13 protein-coding genes are annotated in these 15,249 nt (G+C 59.2%); 7 read left to right on the plus strand and 6 right to left on the minus strand.

Features of this window, described 5'->3' with window-relative positions; genetic code table 11:
- The first annotated feature begins 82 nt into the window (after positions 1-82).
- The 5 genes from H7698_RS07175 (at position 83) to gcvP (ending at position 7,541) form a co-directional block, all read left to right on the plus strand.
- Positions 83-1,087 (plus strand): extracellular solute-binding protein, encoded by a 1,005-nt coding sequence (locus tag H7698_RS07175; protein ID WP_162438425.1) that lies wholly within the window; start codon positions 83-85, stop codon positions 1,085-1,087.
- A gap of 140 nt (positions 1,088-1,227) precedes the next feature.
- Entirely contained in the window at positions 1,228-2,844 is a 1,617-nt protein-coding gene (locus tag H7698_RS07180) for an ABC transporter permease (RefSeq protein WP_162438424.1), read from the plus strand.
- 156 nt (positions 2,845-3,000) lie between these two features.
- Positions 3,001-4,083: a glycine cleavage system aminomethyltransferase GcvT gene (gene gcvT, locus H7698_RS07185; RefSeq protein ID WP_162438423.1), complete on the plus strand. Its 1,083-nt coding sequence runs from the start codon at positions 3,001-3,003 to the stop codon at positions 4,081-4,083.
- 48 nt (positions 4,084-4,131) lie between these two features.
- Complete coding sequence (gene gcvH, locus H7698_RS07190) at positions 4,132-4,515, plus strand: glycine cleavage system protein GcvH (protein ID WP_162438422.1); 384 nt, start codon at positions 4,132-4,134, stop codon at positions 4,513-4,515.
- A 152-nt stretch (positions 4,516-4,667) separates the two neighbouring features.
- Positions 4,668-7,541, plus strand: coding sequence for an aminomethyl-transferring glycine dehydrogenase (gene gcvP, locus H7698_RS07195; protein WP_194690974.1), 2,874 nt, complete (start codon positions 4,668-4,670; stop codon positions 7,539-7,541).
- A 76-nt stretch (positions 7,542-7,617) separates the two neighbouring features.
- Here the strand turns inward: gcvP and H7698_RS07200 are convergent, their stop codons facing one another.
- From H7698_RS07200 to H7698_RS07220, 5 genes are all read right to left on the minus strand, one after another.
- Positions 7,618-7,935 carry a DUF2388 domain-containing protein gene (locus tag H7698_RS07200; protein ID WP_150712997.1) on the minus strand — a complete coding sequence of 106 codons (318 nt, stop codon included), beginning with the start codon at positions 7,933-7,935 and terminating at the stop codon, positions 7,618-7,620.
- A 71-nt stretch (positions 7,936-8,006) separates the two neighbouring features.
- Complete coding sequence (locus tag H7698_RS07205) at positions 8,007-8,453, minus strand: NfeD family protein (RefSeq protein WP_162438420.1); 447 nt, start codon at positions 8,451-8,453, stop codon at positions 8,007-8,009.
- An 8-nt stretch (positions 8,454-8,461) separates the two neighbouring features.
- Positions 8,462-9,382 carry an SPFH domain-containing protein gene (locus tag H7698_RS07210; protein WP_008150402.1) on the minus strand — a complete coding sequence of 307 codons (921 nt, stop codon included), beginning with the start codon at positions 9,380-9,382 and terminating at the stop codon, positions 8,462-8,464.
- A 110-nt stretch (positions 9,383-9,492) separates the two neighbouring features.
- Positions 9,493-11,277 (minus strand): GspE/PulE family protein, encoded by a 1,785-nt coding sequence (locus tag H7698_RS07215; protein WP_162438419.1) that lies wholly within the window; start codon positions 11,275-11,277, stop codon positions 9,493-9,495.
- A 90-nt stretch (positions 11,278-11,367) separates the two neighbouring features.
- A complete protein-coding gene (locus H7698_RS07220) occupies positions 11,368-11,706 on the minus strand; it encodes a hypothetical protein (protein WP_194690975.1) in 339 nt (112 codons plus the stop codon).
- A 126-nt stretch (positions 11,707-11,832) separates the two neighbouring features.
- On the opposite strand from H7698_RS07220, the gene H7698_RS07225 reads away from it, so the two are divergent.
- Positions 11,833-12,297 carry an Lrp/AsnC family transcriptional regulator gene (locus tag H7698_RS07225; RefSeq protein WP_162438417.1) on the plus strand — a complete coding sequence of 155 codons (465 nt, stop codon included), beginning with the start codon at positions 11,833-11,835 and terminating at the stop codon, positions 12,295-12,297.
- A gap of 52 nt (positions 12,298-12,349) precedes the next feature.
- Here the strand turns inward: H7698_RS07225 and H7698_RS07230 are convergent, their stop codons facing one another.
- Positions 12,350-13,717 carry a CYTH domain-containing protein gene (locus H7698_RS07230; protein ID WP_194690976.1) on the minus strand — a complete coding sequence of 456 codons (1,368 nt, stop codon included), beginning with the start codon at positions 13,715-13,717 and terminating at the stop codon, positions 12,350-12,352.
- A 156-nt stretch (positions 13,718-13,873) separates the two neighbouring features.
- Here H7698_RS07230 and argE point away from each other — a divergent pair, with 156 nt between their 5' ends.
- The gene (argE, locus tag H7698_RS07235; RefSeq protein WP_194690977.1) at positions 13,874-15,037 is read left to right on the plus strand and encodes an acetylornithine deacetylase; all 1,164 of its coding nucleotides are present in this window, start codon (positions 13,874-13,876) and stop codon (positions 15,035-15,037) included.
- Positions 15,038-15,249 lie beyond the last annotated feature (212 nt).

Genomic DNA, 15,249 nt, shown 5'->3' on the forward strand with positions numbered 1-15,249 from the left:
CGCCTCCGCGAACTGATCGATTGAGATGGTAAATGTGAGTCCTTATCATTTGCCCTCACTTTTCTATCGAGGGATCGCTCCCATGTTGGCACCGAAGCGTCTACTGACCGCAATCGCCCTGACCCTGATTGGCAGCACTGCCGCCCAGGCCGCCGACGAAGTGGTGGTTTACTCCTCCCGGATCGACGAGCTGATCAAGCCGGTCTTCGATGCCTACACCGCCAAAACCGGGGTGAAAATCAAATTCATCACCGACAAGGAAGCGCCGCTGATGCAGCGCATCAAGGCCGAAGGCGAGAACGCAACCGCCGACCTGCTGCTCACCGTCGATGCCGGGAACCTCTGGCAGGCCGAGCAGATGGGCATCCTCCAACCGTTCACCTCCAAGGTGATCGACGCCAATATTCCGCTGCAATACCGCTCTTCCGCCCATGCCTGGACCGGCCTGAGCCTGCGCGCCCGGACCATCGCCTATTCCACCGACCGCGTGAAACCGGGCGAGTTGACCACGTACGAGGGCCTGGCCGACAAAAACTGGGAAGGTCGCTTGTGCTTGCGTACAGCGAAGAAGGTCTACAACCAGTCCCTGACCGCCACCATGATCGAAGTCCACGGTGCCGACAAAACCGAGAAAATTCTCAAAGGCTGGGTGAATAACCTGTCCACCGACGTGTTCTCCGACGACATCGCGGTGCTGGAAGCGATCAACGCTGGCCAATGCGACGTCGGCATCGTCAACACTTACTACTACGGCCGCCTGCACAAGCAGAAGCCGGATCTGGCGGTGAAGCTGTTCTGGCCAAACCAGGGTGACCGTGGTGTGCACGTCAACTTGTCGGGCATCGGCCTGACCAAGCATGCGCCGCATCCAGAAGCAGCCAAGGCGTTGGTTGAGTGGATGACCACACCTGAAGCGCAGAAGATCTTTGCCGACGTAAACCAGGAATTCCCGGCCAACCCGGCTGTTCAGCCCTCCGCTGAAGTGGCGAGTTGGGGCAAGTTTGTCGCGGACACCTTGCCGGTGGAAATCGCGGGCAAGCGTCAGGCTGAAGCGATTCGCATGATGGATCGCGCTGGCTGGAACTGAGTCGCAACGTTCGAAGATCAAAAGATCGCAGCCTTCGGCAGCTCCTACAGGGTGATGAGTTTCAATGTAGGAGCGGCCGCAGGCTGCGATCTTTTTGCGTTTCACGTACATTTCGTTGATTTACCTCAGAGAGCTTTTCCTTGGCCCACCCCGCCCAACGCCGCTGGTATCCCCTGGTCTTCGCCATCGCTGCGCTGGTCCTGCTGCCACTAAGCGTCCTGTTTCTCTCCTGGCAAACCCTCGACACTCAAATCTGGTCCCACCTCTGGGAAACCCAGATGCCACGGCTGCTGGCCAACACATTAACCCTGGTGGTCGGTGTGGGTGTCGGCGTGACCTTGCTCGGTGTCAGCCTCGCCTGGCTCACCAGTCTTTGCGAATTCCCCGGTCGGCGCTGGCTGGATTGGGCATTGATGCTGCCGTTCGCGATTCCCGCGTATGTTCTGGCATTTGTCTTTGTTGGCTTGCTGGATTTCGCAGGCCCTGTGCAAACCCTGCTGCGCGAATGGTTCGGCACGGGGCTGCGGTTGCCTCGAGTTCGTTCGACCGGTGGCGTGATTCTGGTGCTGGTGCTGGTTTTCTATCCTTACGTTTATCTGTTGGCGCGCACGGCGTTCCTCGCCCAAGGTAAAGGCCTGATGGAAGCGGCCCGTGTCCTCGGACAATCGCCGTGGCAGGCGTTCTGGCGAGTCGCGTTGCCGATGGCGCGACCTGCCATCGGAGCAGGCGTGGCGTTGGCGTTGATGGAAACCCTAGCGGATTTCGGTGCGGTGTCGGTGTTTAACTTCGATACGTTTACCACCGCCATCTACAAAACCTGGTACGGGTTCTTCAGCCTTTCCACGGCGGCGCAACTCGCCAGTCTGTTGCTGCTGGTGGTGATGGTCGTGCTGTACGGCGAGCGTCGTGCACGCGGGGCGAACAGGGCGAGCAACGAACGACCACGCGTCAAAGCGCTGTACCACCTGCGCGGATTCAAAGCCGTGGCGGCCATGAGCTGGTGCGGTCTGGTGTTCGCGTGCGCCTTTGTCATTCCTATGCTGCAACTGGTCGTGTGGTTCTGGCAGCGCGGACGCTTTGACCTGGATGAGCGATATGCCGGGCTGATCCTTCATACCCTCTACCTGGGCGGCATCGCTGCATTGATCACCGTCAGCGTGGCCCTGGTGTTGGCATTTGCCCGTCGACTGGCACCCACGCAGGCGATCCGTTCCGGTGTCAGCCTGGCCAACCTCGGCTATGCGCTGCCAGGTTCGGTATTGGCCGTCTCGATCATGCTGGCATTCAGTTACCTGGATCGTGAACTGGTGATTCCGTTGTCAGGCTGGTTGGGAGGCGCTGGCAAGCCTTTGCTGCTGGGCAGCCTGTCGGCACTGTTGCTGGCCTATCTGGTGCGGTTCATCGCGGTGGCCTACGGACCGCTTGAAAGCAGCCTGGCGCGAATACGGCCATCTTTGCCCGAAGCGGCACGTAGCCTGGGCGTCAGTGGACCTCGACTGTTTTTCAAAGTGTATCTGCCGTTGCTGCTGCCCGGAACGTTGAGTGCTGCGTTGCTGGTGTTCGTCGATGTGCTCAAGGAGATGCCCGCAACCCTGCTGATGCGCCCGTTTGGCTGGGATACGCTGGCGGTTCGCATCTTTGAAATGACCAGCGAGGGTGAGTGGGCGCGTGCGTCGTTGCCGGCACTGACCCTGGTTTTGGTCGGGTTGTTACCGGTCATCGGATTGATCCGACGTTCAGCGCATCGAAACGCCTAGGTGTCAGTCCTACACCTTGCAGCTACAATGCGCGGCATTCGGTGCGGCACGTCCTACAGACCAGGTCGCTGAAATCGGCTGAAAGCCCTCTATTTCAAGGCTTTCACTCCGTGCAGTACTTGCCCGCACCTTCGCCACGCCCGGAAGGAGAAACCCATGGGACAGCGTACGCCTCTGTATGACCTTCATCTCGCCCTCGGCGCGAAGATGGTCGATTTTGGCGGTTGGGATATGCCTCTGCATTACGGCTCGCAGGTCGAGGAACACCATCAGGTGCGCCGCGATTGCGGGGTTTTCGATGTATCCCACATGACCGTGATCGATATCGGCGGCCCCCAGGCCAAAGCCTGGCTCCAGCATTTGCTGAGCAATGACGTCGGACGACTGCACAGCCCGGGACGTGCGCTGTACAGCACTATGCTCAATGAGCATGGCGGTATCGTCGACGACATGATCGTCTACCGTCTTGAAGACGGTTATCGTCTGGTGGTCAATGCGTCCACTCGCGATCAGGACCTGGCCTGGATGCAGTCACATCTCGGCAGCTTCGATGTCACGCTCAATGAGCGCGCGGAGCTGGCGATGCTGGCCATTCAGGGACCCCAGGCCCGACACAAGATCTCTGAACTCGTCACCCAGTCTCGCGGCAACCTGATCCAGATGCTCAAGCCATTCGAAGGTTTGCCGGACGGTGACTGGTTCATCGCGCGCACCGGCTACACCGGCGAAGACGGTCTGGAAATCATCCTGCCAGCGCATCAGGCCCCCGGATTCTTCAACGATCTGGTTGGCGCGGGGATTTCGCCGATCGGCCTTGGCGCGCGGGATACCCTGCGGGTCGAAGCCGGGATGAACCTGTATGGCCAGGACATTCACCAGGATGTTTCGCCGCTGGCGTCCAATATGGCCTGGAGCATTGCCTGGGAGCCGGCCACGCGCCAGTTCATCGGCCGTACTGCTCTGGAAGCCGAGCGAGCGGGTGGTATTCAGCACAAATTGGTCGGTCTGGTGCTTGAAGAACGCGGGGTATTGCGCGCTCATCAAGTGGTTCGGATCGCAGATGTTGGCGAAGGAGAGATCACCAGTGGTAGTTTCTCTCCTACGCTAAGCAAGTCTATTGCACTGGCGCGCGTGCCGATGGCGACAGCCGACCGCGCAGAAGTGGAAATCCGTGGCAAGTGGTACCCGGTCCGAGTGGTCAAACCGACCTTCGTACGCCACGGCAAAACCTTGATTTAACCTTTTCCGGCGGGCATGACCGCTGACCATTTTTTGAGGACACAGAACATGAGCGATATTCCTGCCGACCTGCGTTTTGCCGAAAGTCACGAATGGGCCCGTCTTGAAGCCGATGGTACTGTCACCGTGGGCATCAGCGATCACGCGCAGGAAGCGCTGGGCGATGTGGTGTTTGTAGAGCTAACCGAAGTCGGAACCGTCTTCGCTGCGGGTGATCAATCCGGTGTCGTTGAGTCGGTAAAAGCCGCCTCCGACATTTACTCCCCGGTGGCCGGTGAAGTGGTCGCAGTCAACGAAGAGCTGAGCGCCAACCCGGAGCTGCTGAACTCCGACCCGTACGGCGCCTGGATCTTCAAGCTCAAGCCAAGCAACGCTGCCGACCTGGACAAGCTGCTCGACGCGGCTGGCTACAAGGCTGCCATCGGCGAGTAAGCGTTTAGCGTCACCCCCAAAGCCCCGACCTGTCGGGGCTTTTTTGTGTCAGGCTGCGATCTTTTTGATCTTCAAGGCCCCCCGACTTCGGCTGCTATGCTGGTTTGACCGTGTTGCATCGACGCAGAGCGCCAGTCAAGAGAGAGCCCGTCATGTCCCAGTTGCCGTCCTTGAGCCAGTTACGCGATCCCAATGCCTTTCTTCGTCGCCACTTAGGGCCCGATGCCGCCGAGCAGCAGGCGATGCTCGACAGTCTGGGCGTGGGCAGTCGGATTGAGCTCATCGAACAGACGGTGCCACCGGGAATTCGCCTGAACCGTGAGCTCGATCTGCCGCCTGCCCTCGACGAAGAGGCCGCCCTGGCCAAGCTTCGGGGTTACGCCGAACAGAACCAGGTCTGGACCAGCCTGATCGGCATGGGCTACCACGGCACCCTCACGCCGGCCGTGATTTTGCGAAACGTGCTGGAAAATCCTGGCTGGTACACCGCCTACACGCCGTATCAGCCAGAGATTGCCCAAGGACGTCTGGAGGCGCTGCTTAATTTCCAGCAATTGATCATCGACCTCACGGGTCTGGAGCTGGCCAACGCTTCACTACTGGATGAAGCAACCGCCGCAGCAGAAGCCATGGCGCTGGCCAAACGCGTGGCCAAGTCCAAAAGCAATCTGTTCTTCGTTGACGAAAACTGCCATCCGCAGACCATTTCTGTGGTGCAGACCCGTGCAGAAGGCTTCGGTTTCGAGCTGATCATCGACGCGGTGGACAACTTGAAGCAGCACCAGGTGTTTGGCGCGCTGCTGCAGTATCCCGACACCCATGGCGAAATTCGCGATCTGCGGCCGGTGATCGACCAGTTGCATGCCCAGCAAGCGCTGGCTTGCGTCGCAACCGACCTGCTAAGCCTGCTGCTGCTGACGCCGCCAGGGGAATTGGGTGCAGACGTGGTCTTCGGCTCCTCCCAGCGATTCGGCGTGCCCATGGGGTACGGCGGACCACACGCGGCGTTCTTCGCCAGTCGTGATGAATACAAGCGCGCAATTCCGGGGCGGATCATCGGTGTCTCCAAAGACGCTCGCGGCAACGTCGCGTTGCGCATGGCCCTGCAAACCCGCGAACAACATATCCGACGAGAAAAAGCCAACTCGAACATCTGCACTGCCCAAGTGTTACTCGCCAATATCGCCAGCTTTTACGCGGTCTACCATGGTCCGGAAGGCCTTAAACGAATTGCCCAGCGAGTTCATCGGCTGACCGGCCTCCTGGCGACGGGGCTTGAGCGAAATGGAATCACGAGAATCAATCAACACTTCTTCGACACTCTGACGTTGGAAGTCGGTGGCACTCAAACCGCGATCATTGAAAGTGCCAACGCCGCCCGGATCAATTTGCGCATTCTGGGGCGAGGGAAACTGGGCCTGAGCCTGGACGAAACTTGCGACGAATCCACCGTGGCCAAACTGTTTGACGTGTTTCTAGGTGCCGATCATGGGCTCAAGGTCGACGAACTGGATGCTGAAACGCTCTCGGTCGGCATTCCGGACGCATTGCTGCGCACTTCGCCTTATCTGCGCCACCCGGTGTTCAGCGCCCATCACAGCGAAACCGAGATGCTGCGCTATCTCAAACAGCTGGAAAACAAGGACCTGGCGCTCAACCAATCGATGATTCCGCTGGGTTCCTGCACCATGAAACTCAATGCCACCAGCGAGATGATCCCGATCACCTGGCCGCAGTTCGCCAATCTGCACCCCTTTGCGCCCAAAGAGCAGGCCGTCGGTTATTCGCTGATGATCGAGGAGCTGGAGCGCTGGCTCTGCGCAATTACCGGTTTCGATGCGATTTGCATGCAGCCCAACTCCGGCGCTCAGGGCGAGTACGCAGGCTTGCTGGCGATTCGCAAATACCACGAGAGCCGCCATGAGGGCGCACGGGATATTTGCCTGATTCCTTCCTCGGCACACGGCACCAACCCCGCGTCGGCGCAAATGGCCGGCATGCGTGTGGTGATCGTCGAGTGTGACCAGGCGGGCAACATCGATCTGGATGACCTGAAGGACAAAGCAGCGACCGCCGGCGATAAACTCGCCTGCCTGATGGCGACTTATCCGTCGACCCACGGCGTGTATGAGGAGGGCATCAGCGAGATCTGCGAGGTTGTCCACAGCCAGGGTGGCCAGGTGTACATGGATGGCGCCAACCTGAACGCTCAGGTCGGGCTGGCACGGCCGGCGGACATTGGCGCTGATGTTTCTCACATGAATTTGCACAAAACCTTTTGCATCCCGCACGGCGGTGGCGGCCCGGGCATGGGGCCGATTGGTGTGCGGGCGCATCTGGCGCCGTTCGTGGCCAACCATCCGGTGATACCAATTGACGGTCCTCTGCCGCAGAACGGCGCGGTAAGTGCCGCGCCGTGGGGCAGCGCAAGCATTCTGCCCATCAGCTGGATGTACATCGCCATGATGGGGCCGCAACTGGCGGATGCCAGCGAGGTGGCGATTCTCGCGGCCAATTACCTGGCTCGGCATCTGTCCGGTGCCTTTCCAGTGCTTTACACCGGACGCAATGAGCGTGTGGCTCACGAATGCATCCTCGATTTACGACCACTCAAGGCGCTGACCGGGATCACCGAAGAGGACGTCGCCAAGCGGCTGATGGACTATGGCTTCCATGCGCCGACCATGTCGTTTCCGGTCCCGGGGACCTTGATGGTCGAACCGACCGAAAGCGAGTCGAAAGCCGAGCTGGACCGGTTTATCGGCGCGATGTTGAGCATTCGCGCGGAAATCACCGAAGTGCAGAACGGCAACTGGCCGGCCGAAGACAACCCACTCAAAGGTGCGCCGCATACGTTGGCGGATGTCACAGGGGTGTGGGAACGGCCCTATACCATTGAGCAGGCAGTAACGCCGGATGCACACACCAAGGCTCACAAGTATTGGCCGGCAGTGAACCGGGTGGACAACGTCTATGGCGATCGAAACCTGTTCTGCGCCTGCGTTCCGGTGGATGAATACCGCTGAATTTGCAGCCCGCAGGGGTTTATGGCAGGCAAAAAAATGCCGCTCACTGAGCGGCATTTTTTATTGGGACATTTACTTATTCTGAAGCTACGGCATTTTTCGCCAGGATCGCATTGGCCAGTTCCATGTCCGTGGCCTGGAGGCCAGGGTTGTCGGCCCGGACTTTTTGCATGGCGGCTTCCAGGTACGGGCCGCGGATGCCGCCGTCGCTGGCGACGAAGCTGCCAGCATCGTCCTGGGCTGCAATGATCAGCTTGTGATCCTTGAACGTCAGGTAGGTCGAGCCGGTGGTGGCACCGGACGAGAGAACGTTACGCCAAAAGCTGTCAGCCATCGCTGAACCGACTGGAAGGGACAACAAAGCGATGGTAGCGACAGCAAGTTTGAGACGCATGATGGGTGACTCCACAGGATTAACTACGGCGTTGGATTGCCATTTAGGCAATCGAGTTCCATAGCGGCCTATTACTCCGGTTCGACCAGCAAAATGGCGCCTTGCTGGCCGATCACCCGAACACGGCTGCCGAGAGCGGCGTCTGCCCCGCTGGCCATCCACACGCCATCGGCAACCTTGATCTTGCCGCGTCCGTCGACAATCGCCTCATGCACCACAAAGGTTTTACCGATCAGTTCCTGACCCCGCAGATTCAGATTTGGCTGATCACTCTGGCGCACTGCGCTGCGCTGGCGGTGCCACCAATACAGTGCCGTGGCGATCGAGAGCAGCCCAAACAGCAAAAACTGCATTTCCCAGGTCATCCCCGGCAATAGAAAGGTCAGTACACCGACTGCGGCTGCGGCCATACCGATCCACAGCAGGTAGCCACCCGCGCCGAACACTTCAAGAATCAGCAGCAACGTGCCTAATGCCAGCCAGTCCCAGAACGATAGATGTTGCAGGAATGCCCACATAGCGCGCCTCAGGCTTTCTTGTTGTCGAACGTGGCCTTGACGATTTCGCCGATGCCGCCGACTGCGCCGATCATCGAGCTGGCCTCGAGTGGCATCAGGATCACTTTGCTGTTGTTGGCCGAGGCCAGTTTACCCAGCGCATCGATGTACTTCTGAGCGACGAAATAGTTGACCGCTTGCACGTTCCCACCGGCGATGGCTTCCGAAACGACTTTAGTGGCCTGGGCTTCGGCTTCGGCTTGACGTTCGCGGGCTTCGGCTTCGAGGAATGCGGCCTGACGACCCCCTTCGGCTTCCAGGATCTGCGCCTGCTTCTTGCCTTCTGCAGTCAGGATCGCCGCGGCGCGCAGGCCTTCGGCTTCAAGAATCTGCGCACGCTTGATTCGTTCAGCTTTCATCTGCCCCGACATTGCCGCCATCAGGTCCGCAGGTGGACTGATGTCCTTGATCTCGATCCGGGTGATCTTGATGCCCCACGGCGCAGTGGCTTCATCGACGGTGCGCAGCAGCTTTTCATTAATGCCATCACGTTGGCTGAGCATCGCGTCCAGCTCCATGGAACCCAGCACGGTACGGATGTTGGTTTGCAGCAGGTTGCGAATCGCGTGTTCGAGGTTGTTCACCTCGTAGGCGGCCTGGGCGGTGTTGACCACCTGAAAGAAGCACACCGCATCGATTTGCACCGTGGCGTTGTCGGCGGTGATGACTTCCTGGGGCGGGATATCCAGCACGCTTTCCATCACGTTGATCTTGCGACCGATGCGGTCCATGACCGGGATGATGATGTTCAGGCCGGGTTTGAGGGTGTTGGTGTAACGGCCGAAACGCTCGACCGTCCATTGATAACCCTGGGGCACGACCTTGAAACCCATGAACAGAATGGCGACCACCAGGCCGACAAAAAGTAAAAGCACGCTACCGATCTGCATAACGATTCCCTGTTGAGTGAAGCAACGAAGTTACGATCGCAGAAGTGTAGCGGTGCCGGGTCGGGATAAGTACCGTAAGTCGGCCGTTGCATCATCAAGCGACAAAGGATTTATTTTTGCTCGCTCTGCGGGGTGACTCGAAGCACTTCCTCGATGGTCGTCAAGCCTGCTGCCACCTTCTGCGCGCCCGACAGTCGCAAGCTGCGCATCCCTTCCTTGAAGGCCTGGCGCCGAATGGCCAGCAAATCTGTGTCGGGGTTGATGAGGGCTTTGACGCCGTCGGTCAATTGCATGATTTCATACACCCCGGCACGCCCGCGGTAACCGGTGTCGCGACATTCGAGGCAGCCGATGGCGCGCTGCGCATTCCCCGGTAACGGCGCCTGCCAGGGTTTGGTCAAGGTCTGCCAGTCTTCTTCACTGAGGGTCAGCGGTGCCTTGCAGTGCGAGCACAAGGTTCGCACCAGGCGCTGGGCCATGACGCCAAGCACCGTGGCTTTGATCAGGTAGTGCGGCACACCGAGTTCAAGCAGGCGGCTGATGGCGCTGGGTGCATCGTTAGTGTGCAGCGTCGACAGCACCAGGTGGCCGGTGAGGGCGGCCTGGATCGCCATTTCTGCGGTTTCGAGGTCGCGGATCTCGCCGATCATGATGATGTCCGGGTCTTGCCGCATCAGCGCACGAACACCGGCGGCGAAGGTCAGGTCGATGTTGTGTTGGACCTGCATCTGGTTGAACGCCGGCTCGACCATCTCAATCGGGTCCTCGATGGTGCAGAGGTTGACCTCGGGCGTCGCCAGTTTCTTGAGGGTGGTGTAGAGCGTCGTGGTCTTGCCGGAACCGGTCGGACCGGTCACGAGGATGATGCCGTTGGGCTGGCGGGTCATGTCCTGCCAGCGGCGCAAGTCCTCGGCGGAAAACCCCAGCTGGTCGAAATCCTTGAGCAGTACTTCGGGGTCGAAGATTCGCATGACCATCTTTTCGCCGAACGCCGTCGGCAACGTCGACAAGCGCAGTTCGACTTCGCCGCCGTCCGGCGTCTTCGTCTTCACTCGCCCGTCCTGGGGTTTGCGTTTTTCCGCAACGTTCATCCGCCCGAGGCTTTTCAGCCGGCTGACGATCGCCATGGTCACCTGCGGCGGGAATTGATAGACGTTGTGCAGTACGCCGTCGATGCGGAAACGTACCGTGCCTTGCTCGCGCCGGGGTTCGATGTGGATATCGCTGGCGCGCTGCTGGAAAGCGTACTGGAACAGCCAGTCGACGATGTTGACGATGTGCGCGTCATTGGCATCCGGTTCCTGATCGCTGGCACCGAGATTGAGCAACTGTTCGAAGTTGCCCAGGGTGTTTGACTGTGCATCGCCTGTGCTCGCGCCGCTGACTGATTTGGCCAGGCGGAAAAACTCCACGCTGAAGCGCTGGATGTCGACCGGGTTGGCGACAACACGCTTGATCGGCAATTTCAGCACATGGGTCAGGTCGGCTTCCCAGCCATTGACGTAAGGCTGGGCGCTGGCCACGGTCACGGCGTCGCGGTCGATGGAAACCGCAAGGATCTTGTGGCGTTGGGCGAAGGCATAGGACATCAGCGGTGTAATGGCCGCGACATTGATTTTCAGCGGGTCGATGCGCAGGTAAGGCTGGCCGGCCTGCTGCGACAACCAAAGGGTCAGGCCTTCCAGATCGAGGTGTTTGCCGGGACGGCTGAGATCGTCGAGGTGTTGGCTGGCGATGAATTCCAATGGATGCAGTTGACCATTGGCAGCATGGCGACGTCGGGCATTGAGCGCGTGCTCGGCCGAGTCCTGGCTGATAAAGCCTTGGGCGACCAGTTCGCGCAGCAAATCATTGAGATCCAGCCAGCGGTCCTGAATGGCGAGTTGAACGGACATGCGGGCTCCTCATGAACAACAGTGCGCAAAGGATAGTCGCGCTGCCGCCGACCGTTGGGCCACTACCCGACGAAGCCGTATCGAGTTCTTTCAACCTGTCGCTTGAGCCGGCGCTTCCCAGACCGAATCAGCCCTTTGCAGATCGACCGAACACACACTGATCAGGTTGCGTAATTTTTCCGCAATTACCTGGGCGCGATGCCAGCTGAGACCTTCCATGACGATGTCGATGGACAGCAGGTCGTCGGTCCGTTGCACATTGACCTGTTCAGGCGTCAGAAACTGCAAGGCGAACAGATTCAGCGCGCGACACAGCAAATCCGGTTCGGCCTCGGCCAGCAGTTGGTAGTGGACGCGGCAATGAGCGTTGCCGACGTTCCAGACATCGGCTCGAGCGCAAGGGGTGTTGACGGCTTCCAGATGCGGCATGTTATTTCTCCAAAATCACTGGGGAAATTTTTACATTCGAAGCGGGGCATTTCTTATCTATGATGGGGCTTATTTGAGAATGATCGAATCGAACAATTCAAGAACATAGTGAGATCAGGTTTTTTTATGCACAGCGATCTGGATGGGTACGACCGCAAGATTCTCGCGTTGCTGCAAGAAGACGCCTCCCTGTCGAGTGCGCAGATCGCCGAGCAGGTGGGGCTGTCGCAATCGCCGTGCTGGCGGCGGATACAGCGGATGAAAGAGGAGGGGATCATTCGGGGGCAGGTGACGCTGCTTGATCGAAAGAAGATCGGGCTGAATACGCAGATTTTTGCCGAGATCAAACTCAACGCCCATGGGCGTTCGAACTTCACTGAGTTCACTGAAGCGATTCGGGGCTTTCCCGAGGTGCTGGAATGTTATGTGCTAATGGGGTCGGTGGATTTTTTGCTGAGGATCGTCACGGCGGACATTGAAGCGTACGAGCGTTTCTTCTTCGAAAAACTATCGATGGTGCCGGGGATACAGGAGGTGAACTCGATTGTGGCGTTGTCGGAGATCAAGTCGACTACCAGCCTGCCAGTTTAAGACTGGCAGAGCGCTTATGTGGCGAGGGAGCTTGCTCCCTCGCCACAAAGTATTACACCCGCAACAGCATCTTCCAGGCACGGTTCTGATACACCGCAATCGCCTGCTGCTTGCGCGCATCCAGCGATTCATCGGTAATCGGCTCGTTAGCCAGTTGCGCGAGTTTGTTCAGTTCACCGTACAGACGATCCATTTCCGGGATCTCCAGCACACCGCGGGCATGGTGCATCCAGGCCTGGATACGTTCGATGCGCGGCAATTGTTCGGCCAGGTCTTCCGGTTGTTGCTGGTAGCGCTGCAACTGGAGGGAGGTTGCCTCTTCACCTAACAAGCGCGGCAGCCAGCTACCCAGTTGCGCAGCGCCCTGGCGATTGCCGCGAACATTGCGATCAGTCGTCCAGGTACGCGCAAGCAACCATCGCGACGTGTTCAGCGAGAACAAGCCCCAACGCGGATCTTCCAGTTCTTCGAGGAACTGCTCCGGAGCCGCTTTGCGCACGTCTTTGTCATCCTGACCTGCTTGTACCAGCGGACGCCAGTCTTCCAGCAAGGCATCCAGGGCCACGCGCAGATCGTGAGTCGACTGACGCGGAGCGGCTTGGCCCAGGCTGCTGAGCAACGCGCGCATTTCAGCGAGGTTCTCGACCCAGTCCTGCAGCAGTCGCCAATGACCATTGAAGCGATACTGCTCAGCCAGGCGCTGGCTGCTGCTCAGCAAATGCCAGCTCAGGGCGGCAAACGCGTCATCCAGCGGAGTTTCGGCAGTGATCTGCGGTGCCGGCAGGCTCAGCGAATAGCTGTTGGCATCGTACAAACGATAACCACGCTCGGCCTTGCTGATGTCACACGGCATCAGTGCCAGGGTGGCGGCCAGCTCGGCGGCCAGTTCCAGCAGGGCAGCCGGTTCGCCTTCGCGCAATTCAAGTTCCAGCTCGCAGATTTCTTCTTTCTGCTTGCCGACAACCACATGGCCCAGGTCCAGTGCGGCTTCGATGACCACTTTGGTCTTGCCACGGCCCCACGCAATCTCGGCGCGCTCGCGGACGAAATCGGTGGTGAAAATCGGCTTCAGGGTTTTCTTGTCCAGCTCGGCCAGTTCCTCGGGCCAGCATTCGCCGTCGAGTTTCTTCACGTCGAGCTTGGCTTTGGGCAGGTTCCAGTCGTACTCGTTGCGCTCGGACAGGCCGGCAACGCTTTGGCCGCGAGTCTTGAGCGTCTGAATCACTTCTTCGCCATCGCGGCGCAGGCGCAGGGCAACCTTGGCACGGGCCAGGTCGCGCTCAGGCGTGTCGAAGTACTGGTTCATCAGTTCACGGCGTTCCCAGCCACTTTTGTTGCGTTTTTTCAGTAGCGGGTGCTCGCGCAGAGCAGCGAGGGTTTCGCGGCTGACGCGGAGTTTGATTTCGGTTTCTTTCTGCATGGCCGGAAAATCCAGGATCGGGAGCGCAGCCGGGGGAATGTGTGGCTGCCAAGGCCGTGCAGTGTACAGGAGTGAGAGTTGGTACGTGCCGCGACGGTTTATTCCTGTCGCCGGATGGTTCTATGATGGATATCAATTCGGGAGTTGGAGTCAGCGATGCCTTTGCCGTCCATGAAAGATCAATTCGCCGCGTTGATCGCTGCACCGTCTGTCAGCTGCACCCAGCCCAGGCTCGATCAAACCAACCGCCCGGTGATCGATTTGCTCGCGACATGGCTGGGCGACCTGGGTTTCGCCTGCGACATTCAACAGGTCAGCCCCGGTAAATTCAATTTGCTCGCCAGTTTTGGCTCCGGCCCCGGTGGGTTGGTATTGGCCGGGCACAGTGACACCGTGCCGTACGACGAGGCGCTATGGCAGACCGATCCGTTGAAGCTGACCGAAGTCGATGGCCGCTGGGTCGGACTTGGCAGTTGCGACATGAAAGGGTTTTTCGCTTTGGCCATCGAGGCGGTCCTGCCGTTGCTCGACCAGCCATTCAAGCAACCGCTGCTGATTCTTGCCACGTGCGATGAAGAAAGCTCGATGTCTGGCGCTCGCGCCCTGGCAGCAGCCGGACGCCCATTGGGTCGTGCCGCGGTTATTGGCGAGCCGACCGGGCTGAAGCCGATCCGGATGCACAAAGGCATCATGATGGAGCGCATCGATATCCTCGGCCAGAGCGGCCACTCCTCCGACCCGCGTCTGGGTCACAGTGCCCTTGAAGCCATGCACGATGCGATTGGCGAACTGCGTGGCCTGCGCCTGCTGTGGCAGCGTGAGTTCCGTAATCCGCAATTTGGCGTGCCAACCCCGACGATGAATTTCGGCTGCATTCATGGCGGCGACAACCCGAACCGTATTTGCGGCCAATGTTCGCTGGAATTTGATCTGCGACCGCTGCCGGGCATGGACCCCAAAGCCCTGCGTGCTGAAATCCTGGCGAGGCTCAAACCGGTCGCCGAACGCCATCAGGTGAAGATCGACTACGCACCGCTGTTCCCTGAAGTGCCGCCCTTTGAGCAGGACGAGGACGCCGAGTTGGTCCGGATTGCACAAAAGCTCACCGGTCATCAGGCCGAAGCAGTAGCGTTCGGCACCGAAGCGCCTTATCTTCAGCGCCTTGGCTGCGAAACATTGGTGCTGGGCCCGGGTGATATCGCCTGCGCACACCAGCCGGGGGAATACCTCGAAATGTCACGTTTGCAGCCTACGGTGCATCTATTACGTCAACTGATTGAACATTACTGCCTGACACCGGCCAAAACGCCAGTCAGTTGAGCGCAATCCCTGTAGGAGTGAGCCTGCTCGCGATAGCGGTACATCAGTCGTCATTTCAGTGGCTGTTACACCGCTATCGCGAGCAGGCTCACTCCTGCAGGTTTTGTGTTTTGGCGGACTAACCGTATAAATTGCCAGTGTCCCAACCCGTATTTTTGAGGAGAGCGCGCGTGTCGCCAAGCCTGTTCCGACGATAACCACCAGCCCGCTGT

This window comes from Pseudomonas sp. p50(2008), from assembly GCF_015351605.1.
Lineage (GTDB): Bacteria > Pseudomonadota > Gammaproteobacteria > Pseudomonadales > Pseudomonadaceae > Aquipseudomonas.

Excerpts from the sequence above, each read along its gene's own strand:
- H7698_RS07175 (WP_162438425.1), top strand. The coding sequence starts at position 83 with ATGTTGGCACCGAAGCGTCTACTGACCGCAATCGCCCTGACCCTGATT.
- gcvT (WP_162438423.1), top strand. The coding sequence starts at position 3,001 with ATGGGACAGCGTACGCCTCTGTATGACCTTCATCTCGCCCTCGGCGCG.
- gcvH (WP_162438422.1), top strand. The coding sequence starts at position 4,132 with ATGAGCGATATTCCTGCCGACCTGCGTTTTGCCGAAAGTCACGAATGG.
- gcvP (WP_194690974.1), top strand. The coding sequence starts at position 4,668 with ATGTCCCAGTTGCCGTCCTTGAGCCAGTTACGCGATCCCAATGCCTTT.
- H7698_RS07200 (WP_150712997.1), bottom strand. The coding sequence starts at position 7,935 with ATGCGTCTCAAACTTGCTGTCGCTACCATCGCTTTGTTGTCCCTTCCA.
- H7698_RS07205 (WP_162438420.1), bottom strand. The coding sequence starts at position 8,453 with ATGTGGGCATTCCTGCAACATCTATCGTTCTGGGACTGGCTGGCATTA.
- H7698_RS07210 (WP_008150402.1), bottom strand. The coding sequence starts at position 9,382 with ATGCAGATCGGTAGCGTGCTTTTACTTTTTGTCGGCCTGGTGGTCGCC.
- H7698_RS07215 (WP_162438419.1), bottom strand. The coding sequence starts at position 11,277 with ATGTCCGTTCAACTCGCCATTCAGGACCGCTGGCTGGATCTCAATGAT.
- H7698_RS07220 (WP_194690975.1), bottom strand. The coding sequence starts at position 11,706 with ATGCCGCATCTGGAAGCCGTCAACACCCCTTGCGCTCGAGCCGATGTC.
- H7698_RS07225 (WP_162438417.1), top strand. The coding sequence starts at position 11,833 with ATGCACAGCGATCTGGATGGGTACGACCGCAAGATTCTCGCGTTGCTG.
- H7698_RS07230 (WP_194690976.1), bottom strand. The coding sequence starts at position 13,717 with ATGCAGAAAGAAACCGAAATCAAACTCCGCGTCAGCCGCGAAACCCTC.
- argE (WP_194690977.1), top strand. The coding sequence starts at position 13,874 with ATGCCTTTGCCGTCCATGAAAGATCAATTCGCCGCGTTGATCGCTGCA.